Below are 18823 nucleotides of genomic sequence, written 5' to 3'. Positions count from 1 at the left end.
CGGCAGTCCTGGTCGTAAATCTGCTGCCGCCTACCCAGCTGCCAAGCCAGTCGCCAAAACCGCTGCTGCCAAACCAGCCGCGAAGCCAGCCGCTAAACCTGCTGCTGCCAAACCAGCTGCCAAACCAGCTGCCAAGCCAGTCGCTAAAACCGCTGCTGCCAAACCAGCCGCGAAGCCAGCCGCTAAAACCGCTGCTGTCAAACCGGCTGCCAAGCCAGCCGCTAAACCTGCGGCTGCTAAACCAGCCGTGAAGCCAGCCGCCAAGCCAGCGCCCGCAAAGCCAGCCGCTCCAGCAGCACCCACTGCCACCCCGGCAGCAGCCACCGCTCCAACTGCATCGGCCAGCAGCACCCCTGCACCGGTAGCGCCAAGCACCACCCCAACCAGCGCTTCCTAAGTGTTGGTGGCCATGACGCGCAATTGCAGCAGCGCGTCGTGGTCAAGGTTGGCGGCTTCGGTCGCCAGGCCTTCAAGCCAGCCTTGCTGACCCGGCACCTCATTGATCGGCCATGTCTGCGCCAGCGCTTCCAAGCGCGCCAGCAACGTTCTTTCGGCCTCCAGCTCCAGTGTCTTGATCTGCTCGCGTAGCGATGCCAATTGCGCATCCTGCTGGGCCAAGGCTCGCCATTGCACGCGCACTTGTCGTAGCGGTTCGACTACCTGCACCCGCCACGGATGAGCCATCTGTTGCAGTGCCTGAACGCGTTCGGGCTTGTACGCCACACCTCGTTGCTCCAGCCAAGCACCACACAACAACAGGCACACGTCTGCCCCTTGCTCCTGCAAGCGCAGGCACGCGGCCTCCACGCCTGGGCGGGCATAGGTCGAAAGGGCAAAGCTCCACAGGTCAGCGCACATATTCACACCCAAGCCAGCGGCCAACGAAGCTGGTAGACTCCGCCGCCATTATGATCCGACTTCAAAGCCTAACATTACAGCGTGGCCCGCAACGTCTTCTTGAAGACGCCGAGCTGACCCTGCACGCCGGTCACAAAGCCGGCCTGATCGGTGCCAACGGCGCCGGCAAATCCACGTTGTTCGCCCTGTTGCTGGGGGAGCTGACCCCGGATTCCGGGGACTGCCTGCTGCCTGCCGACTGGCGCATTGCCCATATGCGCCAGGAGATCGACACCCTGGACCGTATCGCCATCGACTACGTGCTCGATGGCGACCTGCGCCTGCGCCAGGTGCAACACGACCTGGCTGAGGCCGAAAAAGCCCAGGACGGTGCCGCCCAGGCGCGCCTGCACTCGGAGCTGGACAGCGCCGACGGCTACACGGCCGACGCTCGCGCTCGCAAGATGCTCGCTGGCCTTGGGTTTACCAACGAACAGATGGACCGCCCGGTCGCCGACTTCTCCGGTGGCTGGCGCATGCGCCTGAACCTGGCTCAAGCGCTGATGTGCCCCTCTGACCTGCTGCTGCTCGACGAACCGACCAACCACTTGGACCTCGATGCGATCCTGTGGCTGGAAGATTTCCTCAAGAGTTACCAGGGCACCTTGCTGCTGATCTCCCACGACCGGGATTTCCTCGACGCCGTGGTCGATAACATCGCCCATGTCGAACAGAAGAAAATCACCCTTTACCGTGGCGGCTATACCGCGTTCGAACGCGCCCGCGCCGAACGCCTGGCCCAGCAGCAACAGGCCTTTGAAAAGCAACAGGCGCAACGTGCGCACATGGAAAGCTACATCGCAAGGTTCAAGGCCCAGGCTACCAAGGCCCGCCAGGCCCAGAGCCGGATCAAGGCCCTGGAACGCATGGAAGAGCTGTCGGCGGCCCACGTCGATTCGCCGTTCGACTTTGTCTTCCGTGAGTCGGTGAAGATCTCCAGCCCGCTGTTGGACCTCTCGGACGCTCGCCTTGGCTATGGCGACAAAACCATCCTGGAGAAGGTCAAGCTGCAGCTCACGCCGGGCGCACGCATCGGTTTGCTCGGCCCGAACGGCGCAGGCAAGTCGACACTGATCAAGAACCTTTCGGGTGAGCTTGAGCCGCTGGCCGGTCGCCTCACTCGTGGCGAGAACACGGTGGTGGGTTACTTCGCCCAGCATCAACTGGACTCGCTGGACGCCAAGGCAAGCCCGTTGTTGCACCTGCAACGCCTGGCGCCGACCGAGCGCGAGCAGACCCTGCGCGACTTCCTTGGCGGTTTCGACTTCCGTGGCGCGCGCATTGACGAACCTGTGCTGAATTTTTCCGGTGGCGAAAAAGCCCGACTGGCCCTGGCCCTGATCGCGTGGGATCGCCCGAACCTGTTGCTGCTCGACGAGCCGACCAACCACTTGGACCTGGAAATGCGCCTGGCGCTGACCATGGCCCTGCAGGAGTTCAGCGGTGCGGTATTGGTGGTGTCTCACGACCGTCACCTGCTCAAGAGCACCACCGACAACTTCCTGCTGGTGGCCGACGGTAAGGTCGAAGAGTTCGATGGCGACCTGGACGACTACGCGCGCTGGCTGACGGAGTACCGTCTGCGCAATGCGCCGGCCAGCAACACGCCGGTCAACCCGGACAAGACCGACAAGAAAGCCCAGCGCCAGGCCGCCGCCGCGCTGCGCCAGCAGTTGGCGCCGCACAAGCGTGAGGCCGACAAGCTGGAAGCCGAACTGGGCAAGGTGCATGAGCGCCTGGCCAAGATCGAAGCCAGCCTGGGCGACAGCGCCGTGTACGAGGCGGCGCGCAAGGACGAGCTGCGTGACCTGCTGGCCGAACAGGCCAAGCTCAAGGTGCGCGAGGGGCAGTTGGAGGAAACCTGGATGGAGGCCCTCGAATTGCTCGAAACCCTGCAAGCGGAGCTGGAGGCGCTGTCCTGATGGAGGCGTTGCAATTACCGGTACCGGTGCAATGGATCGAACCCATCTGGATCGGCGTGCAAATCCTGCTGATCCTGCTGGCTGGCTACCTGGCTCAGCGCTTCGTCGCAAAAGGCCTTACGCGCCTGGGTGAGCGCTACCCGTTCCCGCCGCAATTGCTGATGCCCCTGCGGGGCGGCTTGCGCTGGCTGATCATGGGCAGTGCGCTGATCTTTGTGCTGGGCCGCCTGGGTGTGTCTGCCACGGTGTTGTGGACGGCCCTGTCGGGGTTTGTCGCGGTGGCGGCCGTGGCGTTCTTCGCCATGTGGTCGGTGCTGTCGAACCTGCTGTGCGCGATCCTGATCTTCACGGTCGGGCCGTTTCGCCTCGGTGATATCGTCGAGTTGGTGGACACCGTCGACAAACCGGGCGTGAAGGGCCGGGTCGTGGCGATCAACTTGCTCTACACCACGCTGATCGAAGTCGAGGAAGCCGGGACCAACAGCGCGATGGTGCAGGTGCCCAATAGTCTGTTCTTCCAGCGTTCGGTACGCCGTTGGCCCGGCTCTGGCACTAATATCCTGTAGGCGCGAGCAAGCTCGCTCCTACAGAAATCTATAGCCAGCCTTTGGTCGCTGGAGTTAGCTTAAGGCACAACCGCTAACTCCCTTACGAGGTGTGCAATGGCTCTCGATACATGGCTGGCCTTTTTCCTGGCCAGTTGGATCATCTCCCTTTCTCCTGGCGCCGGTGCCATCGCCTCGATGTCCAGCGGCCTGCAATACGGTTTTGTGCGTGGCTACTGGAACGCCATCGGTCTGCAACTGGGCCTGGCGATGCAGATTGCGGTGGTCGCCGGTGGTTTGGGTGCCATTCTGGCGGCCTCGTCTACTGCGTTCTATGCGATCAAATGGTTTGGCGTGGCCTACCTCGTGTATCTGGCCATCAAACAATGGCGTGCCCTGCCCATGGACATGACCGATGACGCCGCCGTGCGCCCGATCGGCAAACCGATGGCGATGATGTTCCGCGGCTTCCTGGTTAACGCCAGCAATCCCAAGGCGCTGGTGTTTATGCTGGCGGTGCTGCCGCAGTTCGTGAACCCGCAGGCGCCGTTGTTGATCCAGTACCTGATCCTCGGTGCCACTATGATCAGCGTCGATATGATCGTGATGGCGGGCTACACAGGGTTGGCGTCGAAAGTCTTGCGCCTGTTGCGTACGCCCAAACAACAGAAACGCGTAAACCGCACTTTTGCTGGCTTGTTTGTCGGCGCTGCCGGTTTCCTGGCGAGCCTGCATCGCGCCACGGCCTGACCAAGCGACTGGCTCAAAAATGTGGGAGCGGGCTTGCTCGCGAATACGGTATCAGTCAAAGAAAATAGTGACTGAAGCACCGCGTTCGCGAGCAAGCCCGCTCCCACATTGGTTTTAGGGCGATATGAAATAACACCTTGAGTCGAATCCATTAAAGCTCAACAATAGTGTTACTTCGTATTTCCACTTGAGATTCATTCATGACCGCCCCTTTCCGCTTTCTCGCCTGGCTGCTGTTGCCGGCGTTGCTGTCGTGCAGCTTCAATCTGTTGGCCGCGACCGCCGAGGGCGCGCCGCAAGCCCTGCATTTGCTGGACTACATTGGCGCCGACTACCCACCCACGGTGGAGGCGGGCAAGGTGGTGGATGACTCGGAATACCGTGAACAAGTGGAATTTCTCGGGGTGTTGCAGGGGCTGGTGGCGGATTTGCCAGACAAACCCGAGCGCGCCGAGCTGATAAAGGGCGTTGATGAACTGCTGGCCGCGGTCACTGCCCACCAGGATGGCGCAAGCGTTGCCCGCCAGGCCCGTCAATTGGGTGCCAAGCTGGCCGTGGCGTATGAAGTCAGCCAGGCCCCGGCCATCACGCCGGACCCGACGCGCGGCGCGCCGCTCTACGCCCAGCATTGTTCGGTGTGCCACGGCACAGCAGGTGCCGGCGATGGCCCCGCAGGCATGGGCATGACGCCACCACCCGCTAACCTGCGCGATGCCACGCGCCTGGATCGCCTGAGCCTCTACGCGATCTACAACACCCTCGGCCTGGGCGTGGAGGGCACCGACATGCCGTCGTTCGCTGACCAATTGGACGACCGCCAGCGCTGGGACCTGGCAACCTATATCGCCGGCTTCACGGCCGACCCGGCCGCCGCCAAAGGCGAGCAGACATTCAACCTTGCCGACCTGGCCCGTCAGACCCCCAATGAAGTGCTCGCCGCTGACGGCCCTGGCGCTGCCGCGACATTCCGCGCTCAACGTGCCCAACCGCCGCAGGTTCAGCGTGGCCCCGCGCAGTTGCTCGACTACACCGCCGCCACCTTGGACAAGAGCCTCGCGGCCTTCCGCAACGGCGACCATGAGCAGGCTTACGATCTATCCGTCGCGGCCTATCTGGAAGGCTTCGAACTGGTGGAAAGCTCCCTGGATAACGTCGATGCCAATGTGCGCAAAGACACCGAGAAGGCCCTGATGGCCTATCGGCAATCGTTGCAGGACGGCTTGCCTATCGAGCAGGTGCAGCAGCGCTTGGACTTGGCCAAAGGCAAACTCACTGAATCGGCCGGTTTGCTGGGCGGCGATGGCCTGAGCTGGTCGTTGAGCTATATCTCCGGCTTGCTGATCCTGCTGCGCGAAGGCCTGGAAGCGATTCTGGTGCTGGCAGCGATCCTCGCCTTTCTGCGTAACACCGGCCAGCAATCGGCGGTGCGCAGCGTCAACGTCGGCTGGGGCCTGGCGCTGTTGGCAGGCTTGGGTACCTGGGCTTTGGCGGCCTATGTCATTGACGTCAGCGGTGCCCAGCGTGAGTTGCTTGAAGGCTGCACGGCGTTGTTCGCCAGTGTGATGGTGCTGTGGCTCGGCGTGTGGATGCACGACCGGCGTCACGCGGCAGCCTGGCAGGACTACATCAAGAGCAGCCTGGTGGGCGGCGGTGGGCGTTTCGGTTTTGCCGTGCTGGCGTTCTTCTCGGTGTACCGCGAACTGTTCGAAGTCATCCTGTTCTACGAAACCCTGTGGCTGCAAGCCGGCCCTGCCGGGCACAACGCGGTGCTGGCCGGTGGTGCCACGGCGTTGGTGCTGCTGGTGGGCCTGGCCTGGGTGATCCTGCGCGGTTCGGCGAAGTTGCCCCTGGCGCTGTTCTTCGGCATCAACGCCGCGCTGCTGTGTGCGCTGTCGGTGGTGTTTGCCGGGCACGGTGTGAAAGCCTTGCAGGAAGCAGGCATCTTCGGCACGCGGCCGGTGGCGTTCTTTGACTTCGACTGGCTGGGCATCCACGCCGATGCGTACTCGTTGGGGGCGCAGGCCGTGGCGATCCTGGCGATTGTGGTGTTGTATGGCCGTAGCCGCCTGACCGAAAAGCGCCGGGTGGCGGCGTAGCATGCGCGTGTGGATCGACGCCGACGCCTGCCCTCGGGCGGCCAAGGACCAAGTAGTGAAGTTCGCCCTCAAGCGCCAGTTTGAGGTAGTGCTGGTGGCAGGGCAAAGCCAGATCAAACCGAGCTTTGCCTGTGTGAAGCTGATCGTGGTGCCCAGCGGGCCGGATGCCGCCGATGATTACCTGGTGGAGCACGCCGTGCCCGGCGAACTGGTGATTTGCAGCGACGTGCCCTTGGCCGACCGCTTGGTGAAGAAGGGCGTGACGGCCCTTGACCCGCGTGGCAAGGAATTCAGCCCAGCGAACATGAGCGAGCGGTTGGCGGTGCGTAACCTGTTTACCGACCTGCGCGAGCAAGGCCAGATGGGCGGCGGCCCACCGCCCCACAGCGAAAAGGACAAGCAGGCGTTTGCCAATTCGCTGGACCGAATCCTTACCCGCTTGATGAAACCACTGTAGGAGCGAGCAAGCTCGCTCCTACAGAAAGAGGGCGTCAGTCGTTCTCGTGAGTCAACTCCAACACCCGATCCACCAGCTTGTTGATGCCTGACGCCACCTCGCTGATGTTCTTGCCCAGCATGTAGGCCGGCGTACTCACCAGCTTGCGCGCCTGGTCTTCGACGATGTCCTCCACGCTGCATTCGAGGTGGGTGGCGCCCATCTTGTCCAGGGCTGCGGCGGTGCTGGCATCGTTGCCGATGGTGCAGGTCACGCCAGGGCCGTAGATCTTGGCGGCCAGGGCCGGCGAAATGCAGATCAACCCCACCGGCTTGCCCGCTTCGGCAAAGGCTTCAGCCAGTGCCAGCACCTGAGGGTTGATGCTGCAACCGGCGCCTTCCACGGCAAAGTTCGACAGGTTCTTGGCCGCACCAAACCCGCCCGGCACGATCAGCGCGTCAAAGTCTGCGGCGTTGGCTTGGCCTATATCCTTCACGGCGCCGCGGGCGATACGCGCGGATTCCACCAGCACGTTGCGCGACTCGGGCATTTCTTCGCCCGTGAGGTGGTTGATCACGTGCAACTGCGCAACGTCGGGTGCAAAGCATTCCACTTGAGCGCCGCGCTGGTCCAGGCGCAGCAGGGTGATCACGCTTTCATGGATCTCTGCGCCGTCGTACACGCCACAGCCGGAAAGGATCACTGCAATCTTTTTGCTCATGGGCATTTCTCCTGATTCATGGCGTTAAATGTCTACTAATTTGTAACCTGTTGCCAATGGGATCTCACGTCGCTGCACCTAATCTTGATGTAACAAAAATAGACCGGACTAGCCCATGGACTTCGTGCCTTACGCAGTACCGTTTTTTATCGCCCTGATTGTGGTGGAGTTGCTGGCCGACCGTTGGCGCGGCGCGCGCAACTACCGAGTGGCGGATGCCATCAACAGCCTCAGCACCGGTGTGCTGTCCACCACCACCGGCTTGCTCACCAAGGGTGTGGGCCTGCTGACCTACGCCTTCGCCCTCAAGCACCTGGCGTTGTTCGAGTTGCCGACCCAGAGCGTCTGGACCTGGGTATTCGCTTTTGTGTTTTATGATTTCTGCTACTACTGGCTGCACCGCATGGGGCATGAACGCAACATCCTGTGGGCCGCGCATTCGGTGCATCACCAGAGCGAGGACTACAACCTCAGCACTGCCTTGCGCCAGACCAGCACCGGTTTCCTGCTGAGTTGGATCTTCTACTTGCCCCTGGCGGTGGTTGGTGTGCCGCTGGTGGTGTTTATCAGCGTAGCGTCGCTCAACCTGCTGTATCAATTCTGGGTCCATACACGCCATGTTCCCAAGCTCGGCTGGGTCGAATGGTTTTTCGTCACACCGTCCAATCATCGGGCCCACCATGCACAGAACGCTCTCTACATGGATCGCAACTACGGCGGGGTGTTCATTATTTGGGACCGGCTGTTCGGCACCTTCCAAGAGGAAGACGATAACGAACCGGTGATTTTCGGCGTAACCACACCCCTGGCCAGTTGGAATCCGCTGTGGGCCAACCTGCAGTTTTATGCGCAGCTCTGGAGCGACGCCAGGCGTACTGAGCGTTGGTGGGACAAGCTGCGCATCTGGTTCATGCGCACCGGTTGGCGGCCGGCGGACGTCAAGGCCAAGTACCCGATGGCCAAGCCGGACCTGAGCCAGTTCCGCAAATTCGAGGTGCCGCTGGACGTGCGCCACCAGGTCTACATCGCCTTGCAGTTTGCGGCTTATGTGGGGTTTGGCAGCTATCTGATGAATGTGGGTGAGGGCTCGCCCACCTCGGCGCTGGTCCTCGGTTGGGGCGCGATGGCACTGGGATTGTTTACCCTGGGGGTTGCGCTGGAGAATCGCCCATGGGCACTGAAGGCCGAGCTGGCGCGCCTGGTGCTGAATGTTCCCTTGGTATGGCTGGCGCCGCTGGCAGGGTTGTGGCCCGCCAGCAACCTGGGCTGGCTGGGCCTGGCGAGCTACAGCCTGCTCAGCCTCATCGGCCTCTACTGTTGCAGAAGCCGGCTTACTCGGTGGGTGTCTTAGGCGTTTCGATCGGGGCTGGCTCGTTAGCCAGCCGAGCCTTGGCCTCGGCACAGGCTTGGCGGGCGATGCGGGCATTCTTGAAGCGACGGCGCAGCCACAGGCCAAAGCCCAGCACCAGCAAGGCGCCCAGTACCCACAGCTCGTATTTCTTGACGCTGCCGAGCATCCCTTCCAGCACCGCGCCAAAGTGGTAGGCCGCCGCCCCCAGTGCCGCGGCCCAGATCGCCGCGCCAATACCGTTGAGGACCAGGTAGCGCAACGGTGGATAGCCGGACAGGCCAATCGCCACGGGCATCACCGTGCGCAAGCCGTAGACGAAGCGGAAACTCAATACCCAGATATCCGGATGCTTGCGGATATGTTCCAGCGCCTTGTCGCCCATCAATTGCCAGCGCGGCTTGCGCGCCAGCAACTTGCGGCCGTGCTTGCGCCCCATGTAGTACCAGAGCTGGTCGCCGGCGTAGCTGCCAAAAAAGGCAACGACCACCACCAGGTTGATATCCATGTAGCCACGGAACGCCAGGAAGCCTGCGAGTACAAGGATGGTCTCGCCTTCGAAGAACGTGCCGAGAAAGAGGGCAAAGTAGCCGAAGTCATGCAGAAATTGTTGAAGCATGGTCTAGGGTGCTGGCGAAATGAACGCGCAGCCTACGCCTTCACGAAGATTCATGAAAGTATCGAGATGTGTCACGAAGTGAACAATTCCTATGCAAATGACGAATGGGACTACAGGTCGCGTCGATAAGCACAACTGTCATTCATTCGTCATAATGGCCGCTTATAACTGCAACGCTCGCCCGTAAACACGGGCTCAGGAGTCTGTCGTGAGCTTTACCCCTGCCAATCGCCTGTTCCCTGCCACCCGTCTGCGTCGCAATCGTCGTGATGATTTTTCTCGTCGCCTGGTACGTGAAAATGTACTGACCACGAATGATCTGATCCTGCCGGTTTTCGTGCTCGACGGCGAAAATCGCCGGGAAGCGGTGGCGTCGATGCCGGGTGTGGAGCGTCTGACCATTGATTTGTTGCTTGAAGAAGCGGCGAATTGGGTCGAGTTGGGCATTCCGGCGCTGGCGCTGTTTCCGGTGACCCCGGCGGAACTCAAGTCCCTGGACGCCGCTGAAGCCTGGAACCCCGACGGGATTGCCCAGCGCGCCACCCGTGCCTTGCGCGAGCGCTTCCCGGAGCTTGGGGTGATCACTGACGTGGCCCTGGACCCGTTCACCACCCACGGCCAGGATGGCATTCTTGACGAAGACGGTTATGTGCAGAACGACATCACCGTCGATGCACTGGTCAAGCAGGCGTTATCACACGCGGCTGCGGGCGCCCAGGTGGTTGCACCGTCGGACATGATGGACGGGCGCATCCAGGCGATTCGCGAAGCCCTTGAGCTGGCCGGTCACGTCAATGTGCGGATCATGGCCTACTCGGCCAAATACGCCAGCGCCTACTACGGCCCATTCCGCGATGCGGTAGGCTCGGCGCTGAACCTGGGCAAGGCCAACAAGGCCTCGTATCAGATGGACCCGGCCAACAGCCAGGAAGCCCTGCACGAGGTGGCTGCCGACCTGGCCGAAGGCGCCGATATGGTGATGGTCAAGCCGGGGATGCCCTACCTTGACATTCTTTACCGGGTCAAAGAGGAATTCAAAGTGCCGACCTTTGTCTATCAGGTCAGCGGTGAATACGCCATGCACATGGCGGCCATCCAGAATGGTTGGTTGAGTGAAGGGGTGATCCTCGAATCCCTGACTGCCTTTAAACGTGCCGGCGCTGATGGCATTCTGACCTACTTCGCCGCCCGCGCCGCCCAATTGCTTAGAGAGCAACAATAGCCCTCACAGGAACACTCGATGAATACCGAAGGACTCTCAGAAGTTGCCGTAAAAGACGCTCACCCGGTGGTTGAACAAGTCGCCCAGACCCCGCCGGAGCTGGAGCCCGCACCGCCTGCGGTGGTGGCCGAAGCGCCTGCGCCGGCGCCGGTGGCCGTGGTCACCAACCTGGATGACAGCAGCCTGTACATCCACCGCGAGTTGTCACAACTGCAATTCAACATCCGCGTGCTTGAGCAGGCGCTGGATGAGTCCTACCCCTTGCTGGAGCGGCTGAAATTCCTGCTGATCTTCTCCAGTAACCTGGACGAGTTCTTCGAGATCCGTGTTGCCGGCCTCAAGAAGCAGATCACCTTTGCCCGTGAACAAGCCGGTGCCGATGGCCTGCAACCGCACCAGGCCCTGGCGCGTATCAGTGAGCTGGTGCACGGCCATGTAGACCGCCAGTATGCGATCCTCAACGACATCCTGCTGCCGGAGCTGGAAAAGCACCAAGTCCGCTTCATTCGTCGTCGTCACTGGACCGCCAAGATCAAGACCTGGGTGCGCCGTTACTTCCGGGACGAGATTTCGCCGATCATCACGCCTATCGGCCTCGACCCGACGCACCCGTTCCCCTTGCTGGTGAACAAGAGCCTCAACTTCATCGTCGAACTCGAAGGTATCGACGCTTTCGGCCGCGATTCGGGCCTGGCGATCATCCCGGCGCCGCGTCTGTTGCCTCGGATCATCAAGGTACCGGAAGAGGTAGGGGGCGCTGGCGACAACTATGTATTCCTGTCATCGATGATTCACGCGCACGCCGACGACCTGTTCCAGGGCATGAAGGTCAAGGGCTGCTACCAGTTCCGCCTGACCCGTAACGCCGACCTGGCGCTGGACTCCGAAGACGTTGAAGACCTGGCACGTGCCCTGCGCGGCGAACTGTTCTCACGGCGCTATGGCGATGCGGTGCGCCTGGAAGTGGCGGACACCTGCCCGAAACATCTGTCGGACTACCTGCTCAAGCAGTTCAACTTGGCAGAATCGGAGCTGTACCAGGTCAACGGCCCTGTGAACCTCACGCGCCTGTTCAGCATTACCGGCCTGGACAGCCACCCGGAGCTGCAATACAAGCCGTTCACGCCGCAGATCCCGAAACTTTTGCAAAACAGCGAGAACATCTTCAGCGTGGTGAGCAAGCAGGACATCCTGCTGCTGCACCCTTTCGAGTCGTTCACCCCGGTGGTCGACCTGCTGCGCCAGGCTGCCAAGGACCCGCACGTCCTGGCCGTGCGCCAGACCCTGTACCGCAGCGGCGCGAACTCGGAAATCGTCGATGCGCTGGTGGATGCGGCGCGTAATGGCAAAGAAGTCACTGCGGTGATCGAGTTGCGTGCGCGTTTCGACGAAGAGTCCAACCTGCAACTGGCCAGCCGTCTGCAAGCGGCCGGTGCGGTGGTGATCTACGGCGTGGTCGGCTTCAAGACCCACGCCAAGATGATGCTGATCCTGCGCCGTGAAGCCGGTGAGATCGTGCGCTACGCCCACTTGGGTACCGGTAACTATCACGCCGGCAACGCCAAGCTCTACACCGACTACAGCTTGCTGACGTCCGACGACGCGCTGTGCGAAGACGTCGGCAAGTTGTTCAGCCAGTTGATCGGCATGGGCAAGACCCTACGCATGAAGAAGCTGTTGCACGCGCCGTTCACGCTCAAGAAGGGCATGCTCGACATGATTGCCCGCGAGACCCAGTTTGCCCTCGATGGCAAGCCGGCGCACATCATCGCCAAGTTCAACTCGCTGACCGATCCGAAGATCATCCGTGCTCTGTACAAGGCCAGCCAGTCCGGTGTGCGCATCGACCTGGTGGTACGTGGCATGTGCTGCCTGCGCCCCGGCATTGTGGGCGTGTCGCATAACATCCATGTGCGCTCGATCATCGGCCGCTTCCTGGAGCACACCCGCGTGTTCTACTTCCTTAACGGCGGCGAAGAACAGATGTTCCTCTCCAGTGCCGACTGGATGGAGCGCAACCTCGACAAGCGCGTGGAGACCTGCTTCCCGGTGGAAGGCAAGAAGCTGATCATGCGGGTCAAGAAGGAGCTGGAAAGCTACCTCACCGACAACACCCACAGCTGGAGCCTGCAGTCGGATGGTCGCTACGTGCGTAACACCCCGACCGGCAACCAGAACCCGCGCAGCGCGCAGGCGACATTATTGGAGAAGTTGGGTAGCCCGATTCTGACGGTGAACTAGCCCAGGCATACGCAACTCCATGTGGGAGCGGGCAAGCCCGCTCCCACATTTGTTTTGCAGTGGGCTTTAGCGCAGGTTCAGGCTGAACCCCACCCGTGTCAGCCATTCCGCTTCCTGGGCGAAGTCCGCCTGGGTCAGCTGATTTTCATCCAGCCAGCCTTTGGGGAACATCACTTCCAGGCTATCGCCATCGGCGTGCAGTTTGACCTGGGGCATTTCCTGGGTGCCGCGGATGTGGTGGAACAGGATCGCAAAGCGCAGCAGCGCGCACAGGCGGATCAGCTTGATGCCGTCTTTACCGAATTCGGCAAACTTGTCCTTGGGAATATTACGGCGATGGCCGCGTACCAGCAGCGCGAGCATCTGTTGGTCTTCCCGGGAGAAACCGGCCAGGTCCGAGTGTTCGATCAGGTAGGCGCCGTGCTTGTGATAATGGTAGTGGGCGATGTCCAGGCCGACTTCATGCACCTTGGCTGCCCAGCCGAGTAACTCGCGCCAGACGCCGTCTTCCAGGTCCCAGTCCTCGGCCACCTGGTCGAACGCGTGCAGGGCTTTGCGCTCCACGCGTGCGGCTTGTTCCAGGTCAACGTGATAACGCTCCATCAGCGAGCTGAGGGTGCGCTCGCGCACGTCTTCGTGGTGGTGCCGGCCCAGCAGGTCGTAGAGCACGCCTTCGCGCAGGGCGCCGTCACAGTGGTCCATGCGTTGCAGTTCGAGGGCGTCGAAGATGGCTTCGAGAATTGCCAGGCCCGCAGGGAAAATCGCACGGCGGTCGGGCTTGATGCCATCGAAGTCAATTTTCTCTGCATCCCCCAGCTTGAACAACTTGCGCTTGAGCCACGCCAAGCCCTCGGCGTTCACCTCGCCGGTGCCATGGCCACCGGCTTTCAAGGCCAGGCCGATGGCACGGATGGTGCCGGACGAGCCGATGGCTTCATCCCAGGTCAGTCGGTGCAAGGCGTGTTCGATGCTCATGATTTCCAGACGCGCTGCGGTGTAGGCCTGGGCATAGCGCGCCGGAGTGATCTTGCCATCCTTGAAATAACGCTGGGTGAAACTCACGCATCCCATCTGCAGGCTTTCACGCAGCAGCGGTTCGAAACGCTGGCCGATGATGAACTCGGTGCTACCGCCGCCAATGTCTGCCACCAGGCGTTTGCCGGGCGTATCGGCCAGTGTGTGTGACACGCCGAGGTAGATCAGGCGAGCCTCTTCACGGCCCGAGATGACCTCCACCGGATGCCCGAGGATTTCCTCGGCGCGATGGATGAACTCGTTGCGGTTGCGGGCCTCGCGCAAGGCATTGGTGCCAACGATACGCACTGCGCCAGGGGGCATGCCGTTGATCAGTTGCGCAAAACGCTTGAGGCAATCGAGGCCGCGCTGCATGGATTCTTCATTGAGCTTGCGCTCGTCGTCGATCCCGGCGGCCAGTTGCACTTTTTCGCCGAGCCGCTCAAGGATGCGGATCTCACCGTTCTGGGCCTTGGCCACGACCATATGAAAGCTGTTGGAGCCCAGGTCGATGGCGGCGATCAAGGACAGATTCTTGGCTTGGGATTGCGGCATGGTTTGAGGATCTCGGTCGATAACCTTGCCATCGTGCCACGATCGACCGCTGACGCCAACGCGTTGTGCTTCGGTAATTGGACCGATGCTGTCTGTAGGGAAATCTCTGGGAAGTGTAGGGCAGCTTCGCAAGCTTTAAACGAATAGGTAATCCGATACCGTGAGGCGTTTTAACTGTATGTCGTCGTAAGTTGTGTATGACATTGCTTACAGTGATCGGGGCTGTAGATCATGCGATTTCAGTCAGAGGACTACTTTGCTGATCGATTAAAACCGTTGCCTAATTTAATACGGCCCACAGCAAATACCGTGTTGTCTGATTTTTTTGCCAGGCACCAAGGCGCCAGACTGTCATTCGGCAATTCTGCCTGGGTGTTATTTATTTATAGTTTTGTGTTACGGAAGATAAAGCGTTGAGCGACGGAGTCGCTAAAACCAAAATAAAGAACGCCTGTTAATTCCTAATGACAGGACGAGCATGAAAAAAATTATTGGATTAACCGTCGGTATGGTGTGCCTGGCTGCAACCCTCAATGCCCAGGCAACCACCAGTGCGCAGTTGGTCGTCAGGGGCACCATTACACCTGCTGCCTGCAACCTCAGCCTGGCGGGCAGTGGCATCATCGACTACGGCACGATTCGCTCGGGCGAATTGTCCCAAACAGCGTTTAACCCGCGCGAAGAGAGGACCACTTCGCTGGTGATCAATTGCGGCACCACGCCTGCCAGGTTCGGGCTCACGTTTACCGACCTGCAAGCGGGCAGCAAGGTGACGGGCATCCTCGGCGCGGGCTTCACCGAAGCACAGAACTATGGTTTGGGTATGGTAGGCGCCCGGCGTACCGGTGGCTATTCGGTGACTCTCAAGGACCTCAGGTCCTCCGGCACAACGCTGTTTCCGATCATGCGCAGCGGCCTGGGGGCCTGGTACAACAGCGATGGCAAAGTGGCCCAGTCGCCGAGCCAGTACTCTTGGCGTAATGGCACGACGATTACTCCTGCCGCTATCAGCCAATTGACCGGTACGCTCGCGGTGAAAGCGGTAATCAACAAGGCTCGGGATCTGGATTTAAGCCGCGACATTTCCATTGATGGGCGCGCCACGCTTGTATTGAGTTACATCTAAATAACTGAAAGCAGCCGATCAAGAAACTAACCCTTTCTTATTGGCTGTTTTTCTATGGCTGCGCGATTGCCAATCGTCAATGGCATGAGTTGAGGGGAATACTGAGTGCGTGGTTTTTCAATAAGTTGTGTATGGCTGTGGCATCTTTTTTTTAGTGCTGTTGCCACCGCCGACGGTATGTTGCCGGAAACAACAGTGGTGGTGCTTTATGAAGAGGACGGCGAAGCCACCCTGAGTATCAAGAACACCGATGCGGGGCCCGCGCTGCTGCATTCCGTAGTTGAGAATGTGCCTGAAGACCTGGAGCCGCTACTGATTGTCACACCGCCAGTTACCCGTGTGGAGGCAGGCGACACCCAGCTGGTGCGTTTTATCAGCACCCTGAAACAGCCGCTCAAGACCCAGCGGCTCAAGCGCGTGTCGTTTGAGGGCATCCCCCAGGCGCGGGCTGCGGGTGGTGCGACCATTGGCATCACCCTGCGGCAGAATTTGCCGCTGATCCTGCACCCCCAAGGCCTGCCGCGACACCATACGCCGTGGGAATTGTTGACCTGGAAGCGCGTCGGGGACCGGCTCAGCGTCCACAACGACAGCGCCTATGTGGTGCGCCTGGCGCCAGATGTGCAGCTGCTGCCACAAGGCACACTGGCGACATTGCCGCGCACTTACATCTTGCCGGGTGAGGCATTGGTGGCGAAGGGCGAAGGTACTCTGGGCAATGTGGCTCAAGTAGAGATCCAGCCCGCCACGGTCTACGGGTTTTCGGTAGACAGCTACCGAGCGCCGGTCATCACCGATGAAGGTTGATCGGTTCATGAGGCTTCCTTCGAGGCGCGACATTGCCGGTACTGCCTGGCCCGGTCGATCCACGTTATCCATCGGCTTTGCGGCGCTCTGGAGTCTGCCTGGTATGGCGACCGCGCTGGAACTCGGGGAAGGGTTTGACCTGGCGGCCCTCACAACCCACGGCATAGACCCCAAGGTTGCCGATTACTTTCGCAGTGCGGCGCGCTTTCGCGAAGGTGTCCAGGTGGTGGGGTTGCGGGTCAATGGCAACCCGCTTGGGCGGGTGGATGCCCGGTTTGGTTCGCAGGGTGAGTTGTGTTTCACCCCAGGTTTACTTGAGAAGGCCGGGCTGGTTAAACCCGGCGCAATCCTGCAGCCCGGCGCCAGGCCCGACCAGGCCTGCCATGACTTTCTCGGCGCATTCCCGGCGACGATGGTGCGGCTGCGCCCCGGCAACGACGAAGTGGTGCTGGTGGTGCCGACCCAGGCCTTGCGCGAACCCCAGTGGGAAAGCGGGAATTTTTCCCACGGCGGCGCGGCAGCGTTGTTCAACTATGACGTGCTGGGTTACGACAGCCATTTGCGCAGTGGGCCCAGCCGGTTCGTGTCGGCTTATACAGAGGCGGGCTTCAACCTCGACGACTGGATTGTCCGCAGCCGCCAGTTCTATGTGTCTGACAACGGCCAGACCCGTACCGAACACTTGCACGCTTATGCCCAGCGGGATATCGCCGGGTTGCAGTCGACGTTCCAGGCAGGCCAGATCTCCAGCAATAACCCGTTGTTTGGCGGGATCCAACTGTCGGGCGTGCAGTTCTCCCCCGATGGGCAGGCCAGAACACCCGCAGGCGGCAATAACGCAGTGGTCGAGGGGTTGGCCCAAAGCCAATCGCGGGTTGAAATACGCCAGTCCGGTGTGTTGGTCCACAGTACGTTGGTGCCTGAAGGACCGTTCCGGCTGACGGGCTTGCCCCTGCTTAACACCACCAGCGACCTTGAGGTCAGTGTAATTGACGTGCGGGGTGCCAAGCGCAGTTTCGTGGTGCCGGCGGCATCGTTCGCGGGGGCCACCCCGGCGACGCCTGGATACTATTTGTCGGTGGGCGAGTTGCGCAGAACGGCGGGTGAGGAAGGGCCTTCACCGGTGATCGCCATGGGCAGTGGTACCTGGGGGCTGGGGAGCCACTCGTCTGCGGGTTTTGGCTTGTTGAGTACCGATGACTATTGGGCGGCAGGGGGCACCCTGAGCAGCGTGTTTTTCCAGCGGGTTTCTGTCAACGCACGCCATAACCTGTCCCGGGACAGCCAGAAGGCCGTGTCCGGCTCACGCAGCAGCCTGTCACTGAGCAGCCCGGTCGGGGCCAATATCGACGTCAACCTCAGCGCCACTACCCAGACGCGTGGTTACCGTGAAGTCACTGAAGTGGGCCAGTCGCTCAGGGCCGATGATCTCAATTCCCACTTTAAAAACCAGTACACCGCGGGCGTGAGCTGGGCCGACCCCACGCTGGGCGTATTTTCTTTGAATTACACCCGCAGCGCTCAATTTGGCGGGCAAACCAGCGAGCATGTGTTTGCCTCATGGAACAAGTCGTTTGGCCATGCCGATGTGGCGCTGATCGCTGATTCACAGGTAGGTGGTTCACGGGCTGGCCGTGACGCCACCTATACAGGCAGCCGGCGTGATCGTGCCGTGGATAACGATGTGTCCCTGCGGTTGCAGGTCAGCGTGCCGCTGGGCGGCGATCGCCGTGTGAGCAGCTACACCAGCCGCCGTGGGGAGCAATTTACCGCGGGCACTGCACTGAGCGAGCGGGTCAACGAGTATGTGAACTACGAAGTGGGAGTTGAGCGTGACATGCGGGCCAGGGAGCAATCGTTGCGTGGGCAAGTGGACTTGTTGCCACGCTATACGCGAGTGGGCCTGGGCGTTAGTCGTGACCCGCTGGGCACCAGCTACACCGGCCAATGGCAGGGTGGTGCGGTGGCTCACGAAGGCGGGCTGACCTTTTCGCCCTACAGCGTGCAGGACACGTTCGGCATCGTCTCGGTCGGCGATATCGGCTCGGCGAAAGTCGAGACGCCACAAGGCCCGGTATGGACCGACTTCAGCGGCCAGGCGGTAATTGCCGGCTTGCCGGCCTACACCAACAGCCGCGTCCAGGTGCAGACCCCTTCCTTGCCCAAACGGGTGGACCTGAAAAACGGCACCCAGGTCCTTGCGGCAGGCCGAGGCTCGTTCAATAACGTGGATTTTGACGTGGTGAAAGTACGCCGGATGCTGGTAACCGCCAACGATCAGCACGGCCGACCATTGCCTCAGGGCGCCTCGGTCTTGGGCAAGGGCAATCGCTTCATCACCAGTGTGGTGGGCGAGGGCATGATTTTCCTCAACGACGTCTCCGAGTCGCAAAGCCTGAAAGTTTCATTGCCGGACTCTTCCACTTGCCTGTTGCACATCGACCCCGAGGCCAAGCCTGACAATGACAAATTCTATGAAGCGGTATCGGCTGTGTGCCAGGGTAGTTAAGCGTGCAAGCCTGCC

16 protein-coding genes are annotated in these 18823 nt (G+C 61.0%); 12 read left to right on the top strand and 4 right to left on the bottom strand.

Features of this window, described 5'->3' with window-relative positions; genetic code table 11:
• On the top strand, window positions 1-397 hold a 397-nt coding region (locus BMH52_RS29970; RefSeq protein ID WP_371915696.1), incomplete at its 5' end, for a hypothetical protein.
• Here the strand turns inward: BMH52_RS29970 and BMH52_RS12830 are convergent.
• The gene (locus BMH52_RS12830; RefSeq protein ID WP_177345086.1) at window positions 394-858 is read right to left on the bottom strand and encodes a TIGR02444 family protein; all 465 of its coding nucleotides are present in this window, start codon (window positions 856-858) and stop codon (window positions 394-396) included. The two genes, BMH52_RS29970 and BMH52_RS12830, sit on opposite strands and share 4 nt — an antisense overlap.
• Window positions 859-908: 50 nt before the next feature.
• On the opposite strand from BMH52_RS12830, the gene abc-f reads away from it, so the two are divergent.
• The 5 genes from abc-f to BMH52_RS12805 all read left to right on the top strand — a co-directional run bounded on the left by abc-f (window position 909) and on the right by BMH52_RS12805 (window position 6667).
• Window positions 909-2819: a ribosomal protection-like ABC-F family protein gene (abc-f, locus tag BMH52_RS12825; RefSeq protein ID WP_014720438.1), complete on the top strand. Its 1911-nt coding sequence runs from the start codon at window positions 909-911 to the stop codon at window positions 2817-2819.
• Window positions 2819-3385: a mechanosensitive ion channel family protein gene (locus BMH52_RS12820; RefSeq protein WP_003195372.1), complete on the top strand. Its 567-nt coding sequence runs from the start codon at window positions 2819-2821 to the stop codon at window positions 3383-3385. Before abc-f ends, BMH52_RS12820 begins: the two co-directional genes overlap by 1 nt.
• A gap of 96 nt (window positions 3386-3481) precedes the next feature.
• Window positions 3482-4114 (top strand): LysE family transporter, encoded by a 633-nt coding sequence (locus BMH52_RS12815; RefSeq protein ID WP_005792425.1) that lies wholly within the window; start codon window positions 3482-3484, stop codon window positions 4112-4114.
• A gap of 200 nt (window positions 4115-4314) precedes the next feature.
• Window positions 4315-6210 (top strand): FTR1 family protein, encoded by a 1896-nt coding sequence (locus BMH52_RS12810; RefSeq protein ID WP_014720437.1) that lies wholly within the window; start codon window positions 4315-4317, stop codon window positions 6208-6210.
• Window position 6211: 1 nt separating this feature from the next.
• Window positions 6212-6667 (top strand): YaiI/YqxD family protein, encoded by a 456-nt coding sequence (locus BMH52_RS12805; protein ID WP_032902238.1) that lies wholly within the window; start codon window positions 6212-6214, stop codon window positions 6665-6667.
• Window positions 6668-6701: 34 nt separating this feature from the next.
• Here BMH52_RS12805 and elbB read toward each other — a convergent pair whose 3' ends face one another.
• On the bottom strand, window positions 6702-7367 hold the full coding sequence (elbB, locus tag BMH52_RS12800) for an isoprenoid biosynthesis glyoxalase ElbB (RefSeq protein WP_060766876.1): 666 nt from the start codon (window positions 7365-7367) through the stop codon (window positions 6702-6704).
• Between the two features lie 115 nt (window positions 7368-7482).
• Between elbB and BMH52_RS12795 the strand changes: the two genes are divergently transcribed.
• On the top strand, window positions 7483-8718 hold the full coding sequence (locus tag BMH52_RS12795; protein ID WP_014720434.1) for a sterol desaturase family protein: 1236 nt from the start codon (window positions 7483-7485) through the stop codon (window positions 8716-8718).
• On the opposite strand, the gene BMH52_RS12790 is transcribed toward BMH52_RS12795, so the two are convergent.
• Complete coding sequence (locus BMH52_RS12790; RefSeq protein WP_014720433.1) at window positions 8699-9334, bottom strand: DedA family protein; 636 nt, start codon at window positions 9332-9334, stop codon at window positions 8699-8701. The two genes, BMH52_RS12795 and BMH52_RS12790, sit on opposite strands and share 20 nt — an antisense overlap.
• 208 nt (window positions 9335-9542) lie before the next feature.
• On the opposite strand from BMH52_RS12790, the gene hemB reads away from it, so the two are divergent.
• Window positions 9543-10556, top strand: coding sequence for a porphobilinogen synthase (gene hemB / locus BMH52_RS12785; protein WP_019819828.1), 1014 nt, complete (start codon window positions 9543-9545; stop codon window positions 10554-10556).
• 18 nt (window positions 10557-10574) lie between these two features.
• Window positions 10575-12797: a polyphosphate kinase 1 gene (gene ppk1 / locus BMH52_RS12780; protein ID WP_014720431.1), complete on the top strand. Its 2223-nt coding sequence runs from the start codon at window positions 10575-10577 to the stop codon at window positions 12795-12797.
• Between the two features lie 66 nt (window positions 12798-12863).
• Here the strand turns inward: ppk1 and ppx are convergent, their stop codons facing one another.
• Window positions 12864-14366: an exopolyphosphatase gene (ppx, locus tag BMH52_RS12775; RefSeq protein ID WP_003195352.1), complete on the bottom strand. Its 1503-nt coding sequence runs from the start codon at window positions 14364-14366 to the stop codon at window positions 12864-12866.
• 478 nt (window positions 14367-14844) lie between these two features.
• Here ppx and BMH52_RS12770 point away from each other — a divergent pair, with 478 nt between their 5' ends.
• The 3 genes from BMH52_RS12770 to BMH52_RS12760 all read left to right on the top strand — a co-directional run bounded on the left by BMH52_RS12770 (window position 14845) and on the right by BMH52_RS12760 (window position 18808).
• Window positions 14845-15492, top strand: a complete 648-nt coding sequence (locus BMH52_RS12770; protein ID WP_014720430.1) for a DUF1120 domain-containing protein — start codon at window positions 14845-14847, stop codon at window positions 15490-15492.
• A gap of 120 nt (window positions 15493-15612) precedes the next feature.
• On the top strand, window positions 15613-16299 hold the full coding sequence (locus BMH52_RS12765) for a fimbria/pilus chaperone family protein (RefSeq protein WP_093114399.1): 687 nt from the start codon (window positions 15613-15615) through the stop codon (window positions 16297-16299).
• A gap of 7 nt (window positions 16300-16306) precedes the next feature.
• Complete coding sequence (locus BMH52_RS12760; protein ID WP_177345085.1) at window positions 16307-18808, top strand: fimbria/pilus outer membrane usher protein; 2502 nt, start codon at window positions 16307-16309, stop codon at window positions 18806-18808.
• The last annotated feature ends 15 nt before the right edge of the window (window positions 18809-18823 follow it).

The organism is Pseudomonas sp. BTN1, from assembly GCF_001907715.1.
GTDB lineage: Bacteria > Pseudomonadota > Gammaproteobacteria > Pseudomonadales > Pseudomonadaceae > Aquipseudomonas > Aquipseudomonas paracarnis.
The sequence above is the reverse complement of the archived record's forward strand: the minus strand, read 5'-3'. Positions and strand labels throughout refer to the sequence as shown.